The sequence below is a fragment of the Rhodosalinus sp. genome (assembly GCF_046542825.1).
Taxonomy (GTDB): domain Bacteria; phylum Pseudomonadota; class Alphaproteobacteria; order Rhodobacterales; family Rhodobacteraceae; genus Rhodosalinus.
In genome coordinates this window covers 1-16,107 of record NZ_JBKHAQ010000016.1, presented here as the reverse complement: position 1 = coordinate 16,107, position 16,107 = coordinate 1, and the positions used below count along the sequence as shown (strand labels likewise).

Below are 16,107 nucleotides of genomic sequence, written 5' to 3'. Positions count from 1 at the left end.
ATCTGCAACGGCTGTCGCCCGCGTCAATGCGTCCGGTCCGTCGTCCCCCTGATCGGTCGGGCGCGACGCCGGGCGCTTGCCACCCGGTCCCTGCCATCCAGATCGGGGCTGACCCGGACCTCGTCAAGCCCCGAGGCCCGCAAAACTCCGGACACCGCCTCCCCCTGGCCTGCCCCGATCTCGACGCAAAGGTGTCCGCCGGGGGCCAGCAAAGCCGGTGCGGCCCCGGCAATGGCCCTGTAGGCGCCAAGCCCGTCGCCGCCCGGGCTGAGCGCCATCGCGGGATCGTGATGCAGTTCGGGCGCGATCGACGCCATCTCTGCCGCGCTCAGGTAGGGGGGATTGGACAGGATCAGGTCGAAGGGTCCCTCAAGCCCCGCGCACCAGTCCGCCTGGCGCAGCACGAGCCTGTCCGCCACGCCGTGCCGCTCGGCGTTGTCGCGCGCGACGGCGAGCGCCGCCGCAGAGATGTCAGTCGCCACGCCGGCGGCCTCCGGCCATTCCGCCAGCAACGTGATCGCGATGATGCCGCTGCCGGTGCCGAGATCGAGCAGACGCCGCGCGGGGTGCTCCAGCGCCACGGCGATCAGGCACTCCGTCTCGGGCCGCGGATCGAGCACGTCGGGCGTGACGCGGAAGCGGCGCCCCCAGAAAAGCCGCTCTCCGAGGATACGGGCGACCGGCTCGCGGCCCGCGCGGCGCTCCAGCATCGCGGCGTAGCGGCCGGCGGCCTCGTCCGGGACCGGGTCGGGACCCATGGTGCCGATACGGCCAGGTTCGGTCGCCATCGCGCCGGCGAGGAGCCAGCGCGCATCGCGCGCAGCGCCCTCGATGCCCGCCGCTGCCAGACGCGCGCGGCCCAGCGCCAGCGCCTCTGCGACGGTCATCCCTCCATCTCGGCCAGTTGCGCGGCCTGCGCGTGAGCGGTGAGCGCGTCGATCACCTCGTCAAGGTCGCCCTGCATCACCTGGTCCAGTTTGTAGAGCGTGAGGCCGATCCGGTGATCGGTCAGCCGCCCCTGCGGGAAGTTGTAGGTGCGGATGCGCTCGGACCGGTCGCCCGACCCCACCTGCGCCTTGCGGGCGCTGGCGCGCTCCTCGGCGGCGCGGCGACGCTCGATGTCGAAGAGCCGCGCGCGCAGAACCTGCATGGCGATCTCGCGGTTGCGGTGCTGGGACTTTTCCGAACTGGTGACCACGATCCCGCTGGGCAGATGGGTGATGCGCACCGCGCTGTCGGTGGTGTTGACGTGCTGCCCGCCCGCGCCGGAGCTGCGCATGGTGTCGATCCGCAGATCGCCTGCGTCGATGGCGACATCGACCTCCTGCGCCTCCGGCAGCACCGCGACCGTCGCGGCGGAGGTATGGATGCGCCCGCCCGACTCGGTGGCCGGCACGCGCTGCACGCGGTGCACGCCGGATTCGAACTTGAGCCGCGCGAAGACGCCTTCGCCCACCACGCGCGCCACCGCCTCGCGGACGCCGCCCAGTTCGCTCTCGGCCAGCTCGACCAGTTCGAAGCGCCAGCCCTTCGCTTCGGCGTAGCGCTGATACATCCGCAACAGGTCGCCGGCGAAGAGCGCGGCCTCCTCGCCGCCCGTTCCGGGCCGGATCTCCAGCACGGCGGGCCGCGCATCGGCCGCGTCGCGCGGCAGGAGCGCCATCTGCACCGCCTCTTCCGCCGCGGGCAGCTCCGCCCGCAGGCGCGCGATCTCTTCGCGGGCGAGCGCGGCCATTTCCGGGTCGTCGAGCATCGCCTCGGCCTCGGCCAGTTCGTCCCTGAGCGCGCGCCAGCGGTCGATCACCTCGATCACGGGGCGCAGGTCCGCATGCTCGCGGGCAAGCGCCACCGGGTCGCCGCCGCCCTCGGCAAGGCGCGCCTCGACATAGGCGAAGCGCTGCGCGATCTGGTCCAGCCTGTCCTCGGGGATCATGGCGCGTGCATCCTCCATCGCGGGGCACTGGTCAAGGGCGCGGATCGTGGTGGCCTGCCCCCATGCTGCCGCGCGCCCTACTCCTTGCCGCCGTCGGCGCCATCGGAACACCGACGCCTTGGCCGCAGAGCAAGACTGCACGACGGCGATGGCCGCCGCGCTAGGTTGGTGCCAGTGGAAGGCGCAGCTTCATCGCGGAATGCGGCATGGCCCGCAACAGTCCCGCGCGGCGCGAGATGGCCGAGGGCGGCCTACCCCCCCGAGCGGAGCGCGGAAATCCAGCCGTCCACCCGCTTGCGGTTCACACCCATGTCGGAGGTGCCGTAGCGCAGGCGGCCGTGGATGAGCAGGTCGTCGCCCTGCTGCCGGACGGTGGTGTAGTCTGGAAAGCCCCAGAACGCGGAGCGGGTGACATAGGTCACCATGCCCTCGGTGACCGAGCCTGCGAGCACCTCGGTGCGCGGGGTCGCGCGGGCGATGGCGTCGAAGCGGCGCAGCGCGTCGGGGCCTGCACCTTCCACCCGCCGCTTCACCCCGCCGTCGAGGTCCTCGTCCCCGCTCACCTGCGGCGCGACGTGCCAGCGCGCGGGGTCGGTTGGCGCGAAGCGCACCCAGGCTGCGAAATTCGCGACGACGAGCGCGATCAGGACCGCGAACCAGAACAGCATCTTCACCTCTTGCGGCTCCCCGTGCCTGCGCGCCGGAGGCCATTCAACGGGGGATGTTCGCGGGGGTCAAGGCACGGAGCGCGCCGGCGTTGCGTCATGGCTGCGCCGCGATCAGGGCGATTGTCAGCCCGAAAGTTGAGGAAACAACGGGACACCCTGCACGGGCGAGGCCACCGGCAGCGCGGGGTCGATCGAAACCGGCAGGACGATCCTTGACCGAGGTAGCCCACCTCACCCAGCGTGAGGGGATCGTGCTGCGCAGTCCCGTCAGGCCACGCGATGATCGACTCCATCTGTCAGGATTCGGCCCCAGCCGCAGATGCGTTCATCCTGCCGTCGCCTGAGGCGCCGGATCAGCGGCGCACCGTCGTGCCGGCCCTCGGACCCGCGATCAGCCAGATGATGAAGCCGATGATGGGCAGCAGGATTACCAGAAGGCACCACAACACCTTGGCCCCCGTGCCTGCGTTCGACCCGATGATCGACACGAGCGCCCAGATGTCCAGGACGAGCACGATCAGCCCACCGATTCCTCCGATCTCGAGCATGACTTGTCTCCTTCGCAAGAGGCGCAACCATCGCGCCATTGGCGAAGGGAACCTCCCCCCGACCCGTCCGGTTCCGCGGCGGCGCCTTCCGCATCCGGCGCGCGGGGCATGCTGTCCTTGCCGTCGGTCGTCAGGGCCGCGACGGACCTGTCTGCCCCTGCCCGCGACGATCGCCGCGTCAGAGCATCAGGGCAACGAGCGCCACAAGCACCACAAGGGCCAGCACGACGAGAGCGAACCGCAGCGGCGTGCCGCTTTGCTTCTGCGATCTGGACTGCATGGCCGCGGTCTGGGCCGGTGAGGGCTGAACCATCGGGTCACGCTCGGGCGAGTCGCGCCCGGTTGCCGCCTTCGCCTCGGGCGGGCGCTCGGCGCCGATGGCGGTCTGCGGCGCGGCGACCGTGCCGGGCGAAACCCGACCGGACTCGGGGTCGCTTGACACCACGCCGGTGCGGACATCTCCGGCGCGGGGCGCCGGTTCACGCTCGGGCGGGCGGCGCTGCGGGTTGTCACGCGGGTCGTGCTCGACGGGGTGCGGGCGGGAGCCTTGAGTCCCGCCGTTCGATGGATTGGCCATGATGTTCCTCCGGGGTTTGGCGTCCCTCGGCACCAAAGCGTGCGGCAGGGGCGCGGGGTTCCGCAGGCCGCTACATCAGGTCCTGCGTCAGAACCGGCACCGGACGGCCGAAGCGACGCGGTGCCTTGCGCGGGAACGGCAGGACGAACCCCTGCCGGTCGATCGGGGGCGCGGCGGCGTTGGCCTCGGCCAGCCCCGCCCAGGCCCGCGGTGCGGTCGCGGGATCGAAAAACCTCCCGTCCGCGTCCTCCGGCAGCCAGTGCAGCATCAGCCGGTCCCGCAGCAGCTTCACCTGTTCGGGCGCATCCAGAGCGATGCCGGCCTCCGTATCCCAGCGATGCGACCGGCCGTTGAGGTTCGCCGAAGACACAACGGCCGCGCGCTCGTCGAAGATCGACACCTTGGAGTGGACGTAGACGATGGGCGCCCCGTGGATCACCGCGCGGGTGCCATCGGAGGACACGGGGCGCGGTTGCGCAGGCGACACGAACGCGACGCGGTCGCCGAAGGCGCCGGCGATCTTTTCCACGCATCGCGACTGCAGGTGCTCGCCGAAACGCACGCCAAGGCTGGTGTCTCCGAGGAAGGCTGCGTCCTCCGGCGCCGCGGGCAGGACCACCACAAGCGACAGCTTCTTCACCTCGCGGGCCCGGCGGGCGAGCGCGCGGGCGATCCGCAGATCGCGCAGGAACTGGGATTCGAGATAGATGAACGCCTCGGCGCGGGCGATCTCCGCAACGGTGCGGTCGTAGATCTCGTGCACCAGGGGTTTCGGCCCTAAACGCAACCTGCGCGACAAGCCGCTGCGCCGGCGCGACAGGGTGCGCAAGAGGGCCTGCCGCGGCCCGGGATCGCGCCGCCCCTCGACCACGTCGAGGAAGCGGTCGAGATGTGCTTCCGCAGCGGCAGCCAAAGGACCCGTGCAGCCCAGTTGCACGTCATGCCAGGAGCGGCTCGGCGCTTTGCGATGACCGATGCCGTCGGCGCGCCGGTCGTCGAGGTCGAGACCGCCGACATAGAGCCGTCTGCCGTCGGCCACCGCGATCTTCTGGTGATGGGTGCAGGGCCACAGGAACTGCACCCGCTCGGGGCTGCGCAGGATCCGGCCCTGCTCGTCGGTGCCGAGCAACCGTGCCAGACCCGGTGCATCCTTCATCCACTCGGAGCGGTCCTCGGGCGTCTCGCGGTTCAGTCGGTCGATCAGCCGGGCAAGTTGCTGCCGGGCCATGGGCGTGAAGAGCCGGCGGTAGAGCGGGCCCACTTCGGCTGGATGCAGCGCGGCCACCGTCTCGAGCCGTTCGGCCGCGCCCGCGCGCTCGGCCGCCTCGCGGTAGAGCCGCAGGCTCTTGTGCGTGGTGTGGTGCATCTGCGCGGCGCCCACGGGGTCGAAGTCGCTGAGCACGATCCGCACGCGCACGCCGCGCGCCAGCGTGTCCGCCACCAGATCGGCCCAGCGATCGCCGACGCGGCGCGCAGCCTCGGACTGCAGTTGCGTCGTGGGGTCCATGATCCGGAAACCCGCCGCGATGCGGTCCCTCGCCGTGAGAAACATGTCCTCCAGATAGGGAAACGCCTCTTCCGCCGTCAGCATCACCTGCAGGTCCGGCAGCGCGGCGTTCCGCGTGCGCTCGGGCGCGGCGACGCCGCCCGGCGCCCCGTCCTGGCGCTGCTTCGACGTGTAGTTGCGCGTCATGGCGGACCGTCCCCGCTTTCTGCCCGCTGGCCCTGCTTCCCGGCTCCGCGCTGTCCGTCACGCGCGGGGTGCGCCAGCCGCACGCCTTTGGGCGTTCCGACCACCTGCCAAGGCGGAGGCACATACCGCAGGCGGCTTGTTCCATCATGTTCCATCGTACAACGCGGCACGCCGGAGCGTTCGCGCGAATCTGGACGCGATCGCCTCGCGAGAGGGGCAGGCGCCCTGCCGCATGCCCTTGAGCAACCGGGCAGGACCGGCCGGGTTCCACAGGGACGACAGGGGTCGCGTGCAGATGAGGTGCAGGGGAACGCGCCCTGTGCGCCAAGGGTTGGGGTCGCCGGACCTACCTGGCCCAGGAGGCCTCATGGGCATCGACGATGACGACAGCGCGCACGGTGGACCGAGCCCGTCAGCGGAACGGGACGACAGGCCCTTCGCTCCGCGCGAGCAGGAAGAGATCGAGAGCAAGACGCCGATCTCGCCGCCCGCCGTATTCGAGGTGATCCGCCGCGCGGGCAACCGCGAGATGTCGCGCCCGCCCAGCGCGCTTATCGCCTCCGGGCTGGTGGCCGGGGTCGCGCTGGGCTTCTCGTTGCTGGGTGAGGCGCTGCTGCGCGCTCACCTGCCCGAGGCGGACTGGCGTCCGCTGGTCGAGAACTTCGGCTACACGGTGGGCTTCGTGATCGTCATCAAGGGACAGATGCAGCTTTTCACCGAGAACACGATCACCGCGGTAATGCCGGTGCTGGAGGCGAAAAGCCGGCGGGCCCTGCGCGGTCTGCTGAAGCTGTGGTTGCTCGTTCTGGGCGCCAACCTCGTCGGCGCGGTGGCCTTCGGCACCGCGCTCTGGGCCTCGCGGCACATCGAGCCCGAGGTCTATCGGGCCGCGCTGGACATCGCCGACCACGCGGTAGGCTTCGGGCCATGGGAGACACTTCTTCGCGGGGTGGGCGCGGGCTGGCTGATCGCCGCGCTGGTCTGGATCATGTCGACCACGGACCGGTCGCACCTGGCGCTGATCGTGCTGATCACCTACCTCATCGCGCTGGCCGGGTTCACGCACATCGTCGCCGGAACGGTGGAGGCCAGCGTTGTCGTTCTGGCCGGACAGATGCCTCTGCTCGACGCGGCAACAAGCAGCGTCCTGCCGACGCTCGCCGGCAACATCCTGGGCGGCACGGTGCTCTTCACGCTGCTGACCTGGGCGCAGATCCGGGTCGAGTTCGACCGCGACCACCGCCAAGGGCGCTGAGCCCAAGGGATGCCCGGTGAGCGCGCAAGTGTCTCCGTCCCGCCGGTGCACGGATCGCCGGCGACAGACCGGGGGAGACGTCGATGCCCGCCAGGCCGAAGACACGGCAGCAGGCCGCCGGCCACGTCCTCGCCACCACGCGCGGCGAGACGGACCCCGACGATCCGCAGGACTCCGCGAAGAGCGTGCACGACTCGATGAGCGCGTCGCAGCTCGGGGACTTCGCCGAGCGTTCGCGCAAGGGAAAGCCCGAGCACGACAGCGACTGACGCGGGGCGCGCTCATCGCGGCACCCTGAAGCGATGCGCGCGGCCAGGCTTCATGGCGGCGGATGCGCCGGCGGCCGGGCGGCGCCGGAAAAGGGAAGCCCAGCTCCGCCGCACCGGGCGGCGCAGCCGGTCAGCCCTGCCCACGATGCTGCGTTGCCGCGCGCTCTCGCAAGACACGGGCCTGCGCTGGCACGGCGAGCCCAGCGCCTCGGTCACACGCAAGCCTGCCACATTGACAGGGTGGCGGCGTTCTGCCCACCTGACGGCGCCCCAGTGCCGGACAGCATCGGAGAGACCAGCATGACCGCTTCGCGGACCCGACCCGCACATGCCGCGCCCCGCCTGCGCCGCCGGGCGTTCCTGCAGCTCGCCGCCGCAGGGGCGGCGGTGCCGTTGCCCGGTGGCACGGCCGGTGCCGGGCAGGGCTTCCCGCGCTCCCTGGACCTGGACGTCATCCAGTCGGGGCACAGCCTGACCGATCCGATCGTGCCGATGCTGGACGCGATCGTCGCCTCGGTCGGCGGCCGCTCGGCAATGCGCCGAATCGACCGATCGACGGTTCCCGGCAGCCCGATGGACTGGCGCTGGAACAATCGCAACGAGCATCTCCCTGACGCGCGCGAGGCGATCGCCGACTACGACGTGCTTGTCCTGACGGAGCGCGTGCCGCTCTCCAACACGATGGAAGGCCACGCCTCGGAGGACATGGCGCTTCGGTGGTTCACCCACGCCTGGACCAACGGCAGCCGCGGCAACGGCGCCGCGACCGTTCTCTACGCGACATGGGTGCACATCGACAGCGGCCCGGACTTCGAGAACGTTTATCACGACCCCGAGGCCCATATCCCGTTCCGCGACCGCCTGCCGCTTGAAATGGCACGCTGGGAGGCGATCCAGGCGCACGTCAACACCAACCGTCCAGCCGGATCGCCGCCGATGCGGATGATTCCCGGGCCGCTGATCCTCGACGCCGTCGCCGGAGCGATCGAGGATGGCACGGCACCGGGGCTCGACAGCCTCGACGCGCTCTTCAGCGACACGATCCATGTCAACGACGCGGGCGCCTACCTGATCGCACTGGCGCATTACGCGGTGATCTACGGCCGCGACCCGCGCGACCTGCCGCGCCGTGTCGGCAAGCGCGGGCAGCCCGAGCCGGAGCTTTCGGCGTGGATGCGCGATCTGGTCTGGAAGACCGTGCGCGCCTATCCGGGCACGGGGCTGGACGAACCGGGCTGAGGATCAGAGGGCGGCGCGCAGCCCCGCGACCGCCTCGCGATAGCGCCGCGCGATCGCATCGCGCCGGACGTGCCGGCCGCCGGTCACGACATGGCGGCCGGCGGACCAGACATCTGCCACCATCTCGCTGCCGCCGGCCATGGCGAAGGCGTCGAGCGCGGTGTCGCCGTCGAGCCCGGCCAGGTCCGGGTGCGTCGCGTCGAGCGCCAGAAGGTCGGCCCAGAGCCCCGGCGCGATGGCGCCCGCCGGGCGGCCGGCCGCCTGCGCCCCACCAAGCGCCGCGTCCTCGATCAGCCTGCGACCCGTGGAACGGTCGGGCGTGGCAAGCGCCGCGCGGCTGCGGTCGCGAAGGCGCTGGCTGGTTTCCAGCTGGCGCAGCTCCTCCGCCAGCGAGATGCGGATGTTGCTGTCGGACCCCACGGCAAGGGCGCCCCCTGCGCTGCTCCAGCGGACGCCGTCGAAGGTGCCGTCGCCCAGGCTGGCCTCGGTCAGCGGGCAAAGGCCGGCGACCGCGCCGCTGCGCGCCAGCCCCTCGGTCTCGTCCGGCGTCATCTGCGTGCAGTGGACGAAGCACCATCGCGGCGAGGGCGCGGCATTCTCCAGCACCCAGCGCACCGGGCGGGCGCCCAGCGCGGCCTCGACCTCTTCCACCTCGGCCGCCTGCTCGGCCAGGTGCATGTGCACCGGCCCCTCGCCCGCGAGCGTGGCGCAGAGGCCAAGGTCGGCCGGTGCAACGGCGCGCAGGGAATGAGGCGCGGCGCCCAGCACCGCGTCATCCGGCAGGGCAGCGATGGCGCGCGCCGCCCCCTCCATCAGACGCGCGAAGCCCTGCGGGTCGTTGCCGAAACGTCGCTGCCCCCCGTCCAGCGGCCGCCCGTCGCAACCGCCGAAGCGGTAGAGCACCGGCAGGAGCGTCAGGCCCGCGCCGCTTGTCGCGGCCGCTGCGGCAATGCGCGCGCACATCTCGGCGCGGTCGTCATAGGGCGCGCCGCCGGGCGCGTGGTGCAGGTAGTGGAACTCGACGCTGGCGCCGAAGCCCGCCTCCAGCATCTCCATCTGCACGAAACCGGCAATCGCCTCGACCTCTTCGGGCGTCAGGCGCTCGAGGAAGCGATACATCAGCTCCCGCCAGGTCCAGAAGCTGTCACGCGACGGCCCCCGCCGTTCGGCAAGACCGGCCATCGCGCGCTGGAACGCATGCGAATGGACGTTCACCGGCGCAGGCGTCAGCAGGCCCACCCGCTGCCCGTCCGGTGCGGCGCCGGGCGTGACCTGCGCGATGCGTCCGTCGCCGATCTCGACACGCACCTCGCGCGCCCACCCCTCGGGCAGCAGCGCCTGCGCCGCGTGGATCACCTGCATTCGGCGCCCCCGTTGACTCACCATTAAATGCAGACATAATAGAGTCACACATACGCTTATCAAGGTGCCACATGCCCCTGCTCACCGGCGCGCGCCTCGCCACGATGATCGGGCCGGAGCGTTACGGCCTGATTCCCGACGGCGCGCTCGCGATCGAGGGGCAGCGTATCGCCTGGGCCGGGCCGGCCGCCGCGCTGCCCGAACGCTTGCGGGGCGAGGCGGCGACCGACCTTGGCGGGCGGCTGGTGACCCCCGCGCTGATCGACTGCCACACCCACCTGATCGCCGGCGGCCATCGCGCGCGCGAATTCGAGATGCGGCTGGAGGGCGCGAGCTACGAAGCGATCGCGCGCGCCGGCGGCGGCATCCTCTCGACCGTGGAGGCGACCCGCGCGGCCTCGGAGGAGGCGCTGATTGCGGGCGCCCTGCCCCGGCTCGACGCGCTGATCGCCGAGGGCGTGGCGACGGTAGAGGTCAAGTCGGGCTATGGCCTCGACATCGACACCGAGCTTCGGATGCTGCGCGCGGCCCGCGCGCTGGCCGAGCGGCGGGACGTGACGGTGCGCACCACCTTCCTCGGCGCGCATGCCGTCCCGCCCGACTACGATGGCCGTCCCGACGCCTACATCGACGAGGTGGCGATCCCGGCCCTGCGCGCCGCCCATGAGGCCGGGCTGGCCGACGCGGTGGACGGCTTCTGCGAGGGCATCGCCTTCGACACCGCGCAGATCGGCCGCGTCTTCGATGCGGCGGCGGCCCTGGGCCTGCCGGTCAAGCTGCATGCCGAACAGCTGTCACACAGGGGCGGCACCGAGCTGGCCGCCCGTTACGGCGCGCTCTCCGCCGATCACGTCGAATACGCGACCGGGGCCGACACGGCGGAGATGGCGGCCGCCGGAACGGTGGCCGTGCTGCTGCCCGGCGCCTTCTATACCCTGCGCGAGACGCAGGCGCCCCCGGTCGCGGCCTTCCGCGCGAAGGGCGTGCCGATGGCGCTTGCCACCGACTGCAACCCCGGTTCCTCGCCGCTGACCTCGCTGCTGCTGGCGATGAACATGGGCTGCACCCTCTTCCGCATGACCCCGGAGGAGGCGCTGGCCGGCGTCACACGGCACGCGGCGGCGGCGCTGGGGCTTTCGGACCGGGGCACGCTGGCGGCAGGACAGCGCGCCGATCTGGCCGTCTGGGACGTGGACGAGCCGGCCGAGCTGGCCTATCGCATCGGTTTCAACCCGCTGCACCGCCGCATCGTGGGGGGCCGGTTGTGACCGCGGTGCTGACCCCCGGCGCGACGACGCTTGCCCCCCTCGAACGGCTCTGGCGCGACGGCGGCGCCGCGCGGCTCGACCCCGCCGCGCGACCGGGGGTGGAGGCCGCGGCGGCGCTGGTGCGGCGGGCGGCCGAGGGCGAGGCCGCCGTCTATGGCGTCAACACGGGCTTCGGCAAGCTCGCCACGGTGCGCATCCCTGCCGCCGACACCGCCACGTTGCAGCGCAAGCTCATCCTGAGCCACGCCGCCGGCGTGGGCGAGCCGCTGGAGCCCGAAACCGTGCGGCTGATGCTGGCGCTCAAGCTTCTCTCGCTGGGGCGCGGCGCCTCGGGCGTGCGCTGGGAAGTCGTGGCGCTGCTGGAGGCGATGCTGGCGCGCGACGTGCTGCCCGTGGTCCCGGTGCAGGGCTCCGTCGGCGCCTCGGGCGATCTTGCGCCTCTCGCCCACATGGCCGCGTCGATGATCGGCGAGGGCGAGGCGGAGGTCGCAGGCGAACGGATGCCCGCAGCGGAGGCGCTGGCCAAGGCGGGCCTTTCACCCGTGCACCTCGGCCCCAAGGAGGGCCTTGCCATCATCAACGGCACGCAGTTCTCGACCGCCTGTGCGCTGGCCGCGCTCTTCCGCGGGTGGGAGGCGGCGCGCGCCGCGATCGTCACCGGCGCGCTTTCGACCGACGCGATCATGGGCTCGACCGACCCGCTGACGGATGCGATTCACACCCTGCGCGGCCATCCGGGCCAGATCGAGGTGGCGCGCGCGCAGGCCGCGCTGATGGCCGGCAGCGCGATCCGTGAAAGCCACCGCGAGGGCGACGCCCGCGTGCAGGACCCCTACTGCATCCGCTGCCAGCCGCAGGTCACTGGCGCCGCGCTGGACCTGCTGCGCGCCGCCGCCCGCACGCTTGAGGTCGAGGCGAACGCCGTCACCGACAACCCGCTGGTGCTGCCCGACGAGGGGCGCATCGTCTCTGGCGGCAACTTCCACGCCGAATACGTGGGCTTCGCCGCCGACCAGATCGCGCTCGCGCTGGCCGAGATCGGCGCGATCGCGCAGCGCCGCGTGGCGCTGATGGTGGACCCCGCGCTCAGCTTCGATCTGCCGCCGTTCCTGACGCCGGAGCCGGGGCTCAACTCGGGCCTGATGATCGCCGAGGTGACGAGCGCCGCGCTGATGAGCGAGAACAAGCACCTCGCCAACCCCTGCTCGACCGATTCCACCCCCACCTCGGCCAATCAGGAGGACCACGTCAGCATGGCCGCCCACGGGGCGCGGCGGCTCTGGCGCATGGTCGGCAACCTGGAAGCGATCCTGGGCATCGAGGCGCTGGCCGCCGCGCAGGGCGTTGAGTTCCGCGCGCCGCTGGTGACGAGCCCCGCGCTCGCCGGCGTGCTGGAGCGGCTGCGCGCGCGGGTGCCGGCCCTGCGCGGGGACCGCTACATGGCGCCCGACATCGCAGCCGCTGCCGGTCTGGTGCGCGAGGGCGTGCTGACCGAGGGCCTCGCCCTGCCGGAGCTTGGATCGTGAGCTTTCTGGAGGTCATCCGCGGCGACGGGCCGGTGGTGCTGGGGATGCCCCACACGGGCACATGGCTGCCCGGGGACATGCGCGATGCGCTGAACGACCGCGGCCGGGAACTGACCGATACCGACTGGCATATCGACAGGCTTTACAATGGCCTGCTCGACGACGTGACAGTTGTCCGCACCGCCGTTCACCGCTACGCCATCGACGTGAACCGCCCGCCGGACGGCGCAAGCCTCTATCCCGGGCAGAACACCACCGGGCTCGTCCCGCTCACCGACTTCGACGGGCAGCCCATCTGGGACCGCACGCCCGATGCGGCCGAGGTGGAGCGGCGCCGCGCCCTCTGGCACGCGCCCTATCACGCCGCTCTGGCGGCCGAACTCGCGCGCGTCCGCGCGCGCCACGGGCTGGCGGTGCTCTATGACTGCCACTCGATCCGCAGCGAAATTCCCCATCTGTTCAAGGGGGTTCTGCCCGACTTCAACATCGGCACGAACGGCGGCACCACCTGCGCGCCCGCGCTTCAGGCGGCCGTGGCCAGGGTCTGCCGCGAGGCCGAGGGCTACGATACCGTGGTAAACGGCCGCTTCAGGGGCGGCTGGACCACGCGGCACCATGGCCGGCCCGCAGAGGGCCTGCACGCCATCCAGATGGAACTGGCGCAGCGCAGCTACATGACAGAGGCCCCGCCCTGGACCTGGAACGAAGGCCGCGCCACCCGCCTGCGTGCCGTTCTGGCCCGTGTGCTGGCCGCCATCGGCCGTTTCGCTCTGGATTCTAAAAATATTCATTTACAGTGATTTACGGCACTTTGCTCAAGCATCGCCCCACCTCGCCTGCAATCAGCCGGAGCGCCCGATGACCGCCCCCCGCCACAACGCCCGCAACGTCTATCCCCCCACCGGCCCCGAGATCACGGCAAAGAGCTGGCTCACCGAGGCGCCGATGCGGATGCTGATGAACAACCTGCATCCCGACGTGGCCGAGAACCCGCACGAGCTCGTCGTCTACGGCGGCATCGGTCGTGCCGCCCGGACCTGGGAGGACTTCGACCGCATCGTCGCCGCCCTGCGCGACCTCGAGGAGGACGAGACGCTGCTGGTGCAGTCCGGCAAGCCGGTGGGCATCTTCCGCACCCACGCCGACGCCCCCCGCGTGCTGATCGCAAACTCCAACCTCGTGCCGCACTGGGCAACCTGGGCGCATTTCGGCGAACTCGATCGCCGCGGGCTGATGATGTATGGCCAGATGACCGCCGGCAGCTGGATCTACATCGGCACGCAGGGCATCGTTCAGGGCACCTACGAGACCTTCGCAGAGGCCGGGCGCCAGCACTATGGCGGCGACCTGACCGGGCGCTGGATTCTCACCGGCGGCCTGGGCGGCATGGGCGGCGCGCAGCCGCTGGCGGCGGTGATGGCAGGGGCCTGCTGCCTTGCCGTGGAATGCGACGAGACACGCGCCGACGTCCGCCTGCGCACCCGCTATCTCGACGAAAAGACCCACGACCTCGACACGGCGCTGGAAATGATCGCGCGCTGGACCAAGGCAGGCGAGGCGAAATCCGTGGGCCTGATCGGCAACGCCGCCGACGTCTTCGCCGAACTTGCCGCCCGCGACCTGCGCCCCGACATCGTGACCGACCAGACCAGCGCGCATGACCCCCTGCACGGCTACCTGCCGCAGGGCTGGAGCGTCGCGGAATGGCGCGCGAAGCAGGAGAGCGACCCGCAGGCGGTCGAGGCCGCCGCGCGCGCCTCCATGCGCAATCACGTCGAGGCGATGGTCGCCTTCTGGAACCGCGGCGTGCCAACGCTCGACTACGGCAACAACATCCGCCAGGTGGCGAAGGAGGAGGGACTCGAGAACGCCTTCGCCTTTCCCGGCTTCGTGCCCGCCTACATCCGCCCGCTCTTCTGCCGCGGCATCGGCCCCTTCCGCTGGTGCGCGCTCTCGGGCGATCCGGAAGACATCTACCGCACCGACGCCAGGGTGAAGGAACTGATCGAAGATCCCCACCTGCATCGGTGGCTCGACATGGCGCGCGACCGCATCGCGTTCCAGGGACTGCCGGCGCGGATCTGCTGGGTGGGCCTGGGCCAGCGCCACAAGCTCGGCCTCGCCTTCAACGAGATGGTCCGCAACGGAGAGCTCAAGGCCCCCGTGGTGATCGGCCGCGATCACCTCGACAGCGGGTCCGTCGCCTCCCCCAACCGCGAGACCGAGGCGATGAAGGACGGCTCCGACGCGGTCAGCGACTGGCCGCTTCTCAACGCGCTGCTCAACACGGCAAGCGGCGCGACCTGGGTCAGCCTGCACCACGGCGGCGGCGTCGGCATGGGGTTTTCCCAGCATGCCGGCATGGTGATCGTCTGCGACGGCACCGAAGCCGCCGACCGCCGCATCGAGCGCGTGCTCTGGAACGATCCCGCCACCGGCGTCATGCGCCACGCCGACGCGGGCTACGACGATGCGCTGGCCTGCGCCAGAGAGCACGGGCTGCGCCTGCCGGGAATCCTTGGCCGATAGGATCCTGGCGCGTCCGCGAGGCGCGGCACCGCCGTCTCAGAGCTTGTCGAACAACTCTTCCAGTCCCGCGCGATGGTCCATCACCACGGCATGGCCTGCGGCGATGGCTTCCTCGGCGCGGAACATCTCGATGAAGGTGATGTGCCGCAGGTCGAGTTCGAGCGCGAAATGCGGCGGATCGCTCGCGGCGCGGGTCTTGCGCAGGTATTCCGTCAGGATGTCGATGGCGGCAGAGACGACCTCGAAATAGTTGGGCGGCTCCGGTCGTCGTTCGCCCGGCACCCAGAACTCTCTCAGCGCCGGCGGCAGCTGGGCGATCAGCCCCGCCTCTCCCAGGCGCTGGAAGAACCCCTCCGACGCCTCGTCAGGCGCCCAGATCTTTCCGTCGGCCCGGCCGTTGGGATTGATCGCAATCGTCACATCGGCGCCAAGCGCACGGCAGGCCGAGGACGGCACGGGGTTGATCAAGCCGCCATCCAGCAGCCAGTGCCCATCGACATGATGCGGCGCGAAGAAGCCCGGTATCGCGATGGAGCCGCGCACCGCGTCCAGAAGCGAGCCGTCCTGCAGCCAGATCTCGTGCCCGCTGCTCATGTCGGTCGCCACGGCGATGAACGGGCGGTCGAGCTTGTCGAAGCGGTCCGGCAGGCCCATTGCCTCGAGGGCCGCCATGATCGCGCGACCGCGCACCAGCCCGCCTCCGGTCAGCCGCAGGTCGAAATGGGCGAGAAAGCCCGCGCGGGTCATGGCGCGCGCGAAATCCTCCAGCGCATCGAGCTTGCCCGCGGCCCAGGCCGCCCCCACCACGGCACCCATCGAGCACCCGGCGATCACGTCGGGTTCCACGCCGATCTCCCCGAGCGCGCGGATCGCGCCGATGTGGGCCCAGCCCCGCGCGCCACCCGACCCGAGGGCGAGCCCCAGTTTGCGCTTTCGCCGCTCGCTCACGTCCTCCCCTCCCGCGACGGCGCCATGACAGGGGCGCCAGTCCACCCCAGTCTTGTAACCTGCGCCGTCCCGGATGCGAAGGTGGTCCGTCCTCTCCGCGACTCTTGCCGCAATGACGGATCGTGGCCGCCGTGTGCGCGCCGGCCCCGCCAAAAAAGCCCCGGCCGAAGCCGGGGCGAAGTTTCGAAAGCCGAGCGGGACGCCGACTGTCGAGGGAACGGGCGGCCGGCGCCGCGAGGGCGCCGGCCGGCAACTGATCAGAACTCGAGCGTGAGGAGCGCGGTGGCGCCGT

15 protein-coding genes are annotated in these 16,107 nt (G+C 71.3%); 7 read left to right on the top strand and 8 right to left on the bottom strand.

Annotated features, from left to right (window positions below):
- Positions 1 to 23 precede the first annotated feature (23 nt).
- From prmC to ACLFOB_RS03780, 6 genes are all read right to left on the bottom strand, one after another.
- Positions 24 to 887 carry a peptide chain release factor N(5)-glutamine methyltransferase gene (gene prmC / locus ACLFOB_RS03805; protein WP_410924959.1) on the bottom strand — a complete coding sequence of 288 codons (864 nt, stop codon included), beginning with the start codon at positions 885 to 887 and terminating at the stop codon, positions 24 to 26.
- The gene (gene prfA, locus ACLFOB_RS03800) at positions 884 to 1,933 is read right to left on the bottom strand and encodes a peptide chain release factor 1 (RefSeq protein ID WP_410917493.1); all 1,050 of its coding nucleotides are present in this window, start codon (positions 1,931 to 1,933) and stop codon (positions 884 to 886) included. Before prfA ends, prmC begins: the two co-directional genes overlap by 4 nt.
- 251 nt (positions 1,934 to 2,184) lie before the next feature.
- Positions 2,185 to 2,601: a DUF1499 domain-containing protein gene (locus ACLFOB_RS03795; RefSeq protein WP_410917489.1), complete on the bottom strand. Its 417-nt coding sequence runs from the start codon at positions 2,599 to 2,601 to the stop codon at positions 2,185 to 2,187.
- Between the two features lie 353 nt (positions 2,602 to 2,954).
- Complete coding sequence (locus ACLFOB_RS03790; RefSeq protein ID WP_410917488.1) at positions 2,955 to 3,149, bottom strand: PLD nuclease N-terminal domain-containing protein; 195 nt, start codon at positions 3,147 to 3,149, stop codon at positions 2,955 to 2,957.
- A 178-nt stretch (positions 3,150 to 3,327) separates the two neighbouring features.
- Complete coding sequence (locus ACLFOB_RS03785) at positions 3,328 to 3,726, bottom strand: hypothetical protein (protein WP_410917487.1); 399 nt, start codon at positions 3,724 to 3,726, stop codon at positions 3,328 to 3,330.
- A 70-nt stretch (positions 3,727 to 3,796) separates the two neighbouring features.
- Positions 3,797 to 5,419, bottom strand: coding sequence for a phospholipase D family protein (locus ACLFOB_RS03780; RefSeq protein ID WP_410924957.1), 1,623 nt, complete (start codon positions 5,417 to 5,419; stop codon positions 3,797 to 3,799).
- 367 nt (positions 5,420 to 5,786) lie between these two features.
- Between ACLFOB_RS03780 and ACLFOB_RS03775 the strand changes: the two genes are divergently transcribed.
- The 3 genes from ACLFOB_RS03775 to ACLFOB_RS03765 all read left to right on the top strand — a co-directional run bounded on the left by ACLFOB_RS03775 (position 5,787) and on the right by ACLFOB_RS03765 (position 8,182).
- The gene (locus tag ACLFOB_RS03775) at positions 5,787 to 6,674 is read left to right on the top strand and encodes a formate/nitrite transporter family protein (protein ID WP_410924955.1); all 888 of its coding nucleotides are present in this window, start codon (positions 5,787 to 5,789) and stop codon (positions 6,672 to 6,674) included.
- An 83-nt stretch (positions 6,675 to 6,757) separates the two neighbouring features.
- On the top strand, positions 6,758 to 6,943 hold the full coding sequence (locus ACLFOB_RS03770; protein WP_410924953.1) for a DUF3008 family protein: 186 nt from the start codon (positions 6,758 to 6,760) through the stop codon (positions 6,941 to 6,943).
- A gap of 300 nt (positions 6,944 to 7,243) precedes the next feature.
- Positions 7,244 to 8,182 (top strand): hypothetical protein, encoded by a 939-nt coding sequence (locus ACLFOB_RS03765; RefSeq protein ID WP_410917484.1) that lies wholly within the window; start codon positions 7,244 to 7,246, stop codon positions 8,180 to 8,182.
- A 3-nt stretch (positions 8,183 to 8,185) separates the two neighbouring features.
- Here ACLFOB_RS03765 and ACLFOB_RS03760 read toward each other — a convergent pair whose 3' ends face one another.
- Positions 8,186 to 9,544: a formimidoylglutamate deiminase gene (locus ACLFOB_RS03760; RefSeq protein WP_410924951.1), complete on the bottom strand. Its 1,359-nt coding sequence runs from the start codon at positions 9,542 to 9,544 to the stop codon at positions 8,186 to 8,188.
- 71 nt (positions 9,545 to 9,615) lie between these two features.
- Between ACLFOB_RS03760 and hutI the strand changes: the two genes are divergently transcribed.
- From hutI to hutU, 4 genes are read left to right on the top strand one after another with little or no spacing between them, the layout of a single operon-like run.
- Positions 9,616 to 10,812, top strand: coding sequence for an imidazolonepropionase (hutI, locus tag ACLFOB_RS03755; protein WP_410924949.1), 1,197 nt, complete (start codon positions 9,616 to 9,618; stop codon positions 10,810 to 10,812).
- Complete coding sequence (gene hutH, locus ACLFOB_RS03750; protein WP_410924947.1) at positions 10,809 to 12,338, top strand: histidine ammonia-lyase; 1,530 nt, start codon at positions 10,809 to 10,811, stop codon at positions 12,336 to 12,338. Before hutI ends, hutH begins: the two co-directional genes overlap by 4 nt.
- Positions 12,335 to 13,138 carry an N-formylglutamate deformylase gene (gene hutG, locus ACLFOB_RS03745; RefSeq protein WP_410924945.1) on the top strand — a complete coding sequence of 268 codons (804 nt, stop codon included), beginning with the start codon at positions 12,335 to 12,337 and terminating at the stop codon, positions 13,136 to 13,138. The genes hutH and hutG overlap by 4 nt, the downstream gene beginning before the upstream one ends.
- Before the next feature lie 58 nt (positions 13,139 to 13,196).
- Positions 13,197 to 14,867 (top strand): urocanate hydratase, encoded by a 1,671-nt coding sequence (gene hutU / locus ACLFOB_RS03740; protein WP_410924943.1) that lies wholly within the window; start codon positions 13,197 to 13,199, stop codon positions 14,865 to 14,867.
- 36 nt (positions 14,868 to 14,903) lie between these two features.
- On the opposite strand, the gene ACLFOB_RS03735 is transcribed toward hutU, so the two are convergent.
- Positions 14,904 to 15,815 (bottom strand): patatin-like phospholipase family protein, encoded by a 912-nt coding sequence (locus ACLFOB_RS03735; RefSeq protein ID WP_410918060.1) that lies wholly within the window; start codon positions 15,813 to 15,815, stop codon positions 14,904 to 14,906.
- Positions 15,816 to 16,107 lie beyond the last annotated feature (292 nt).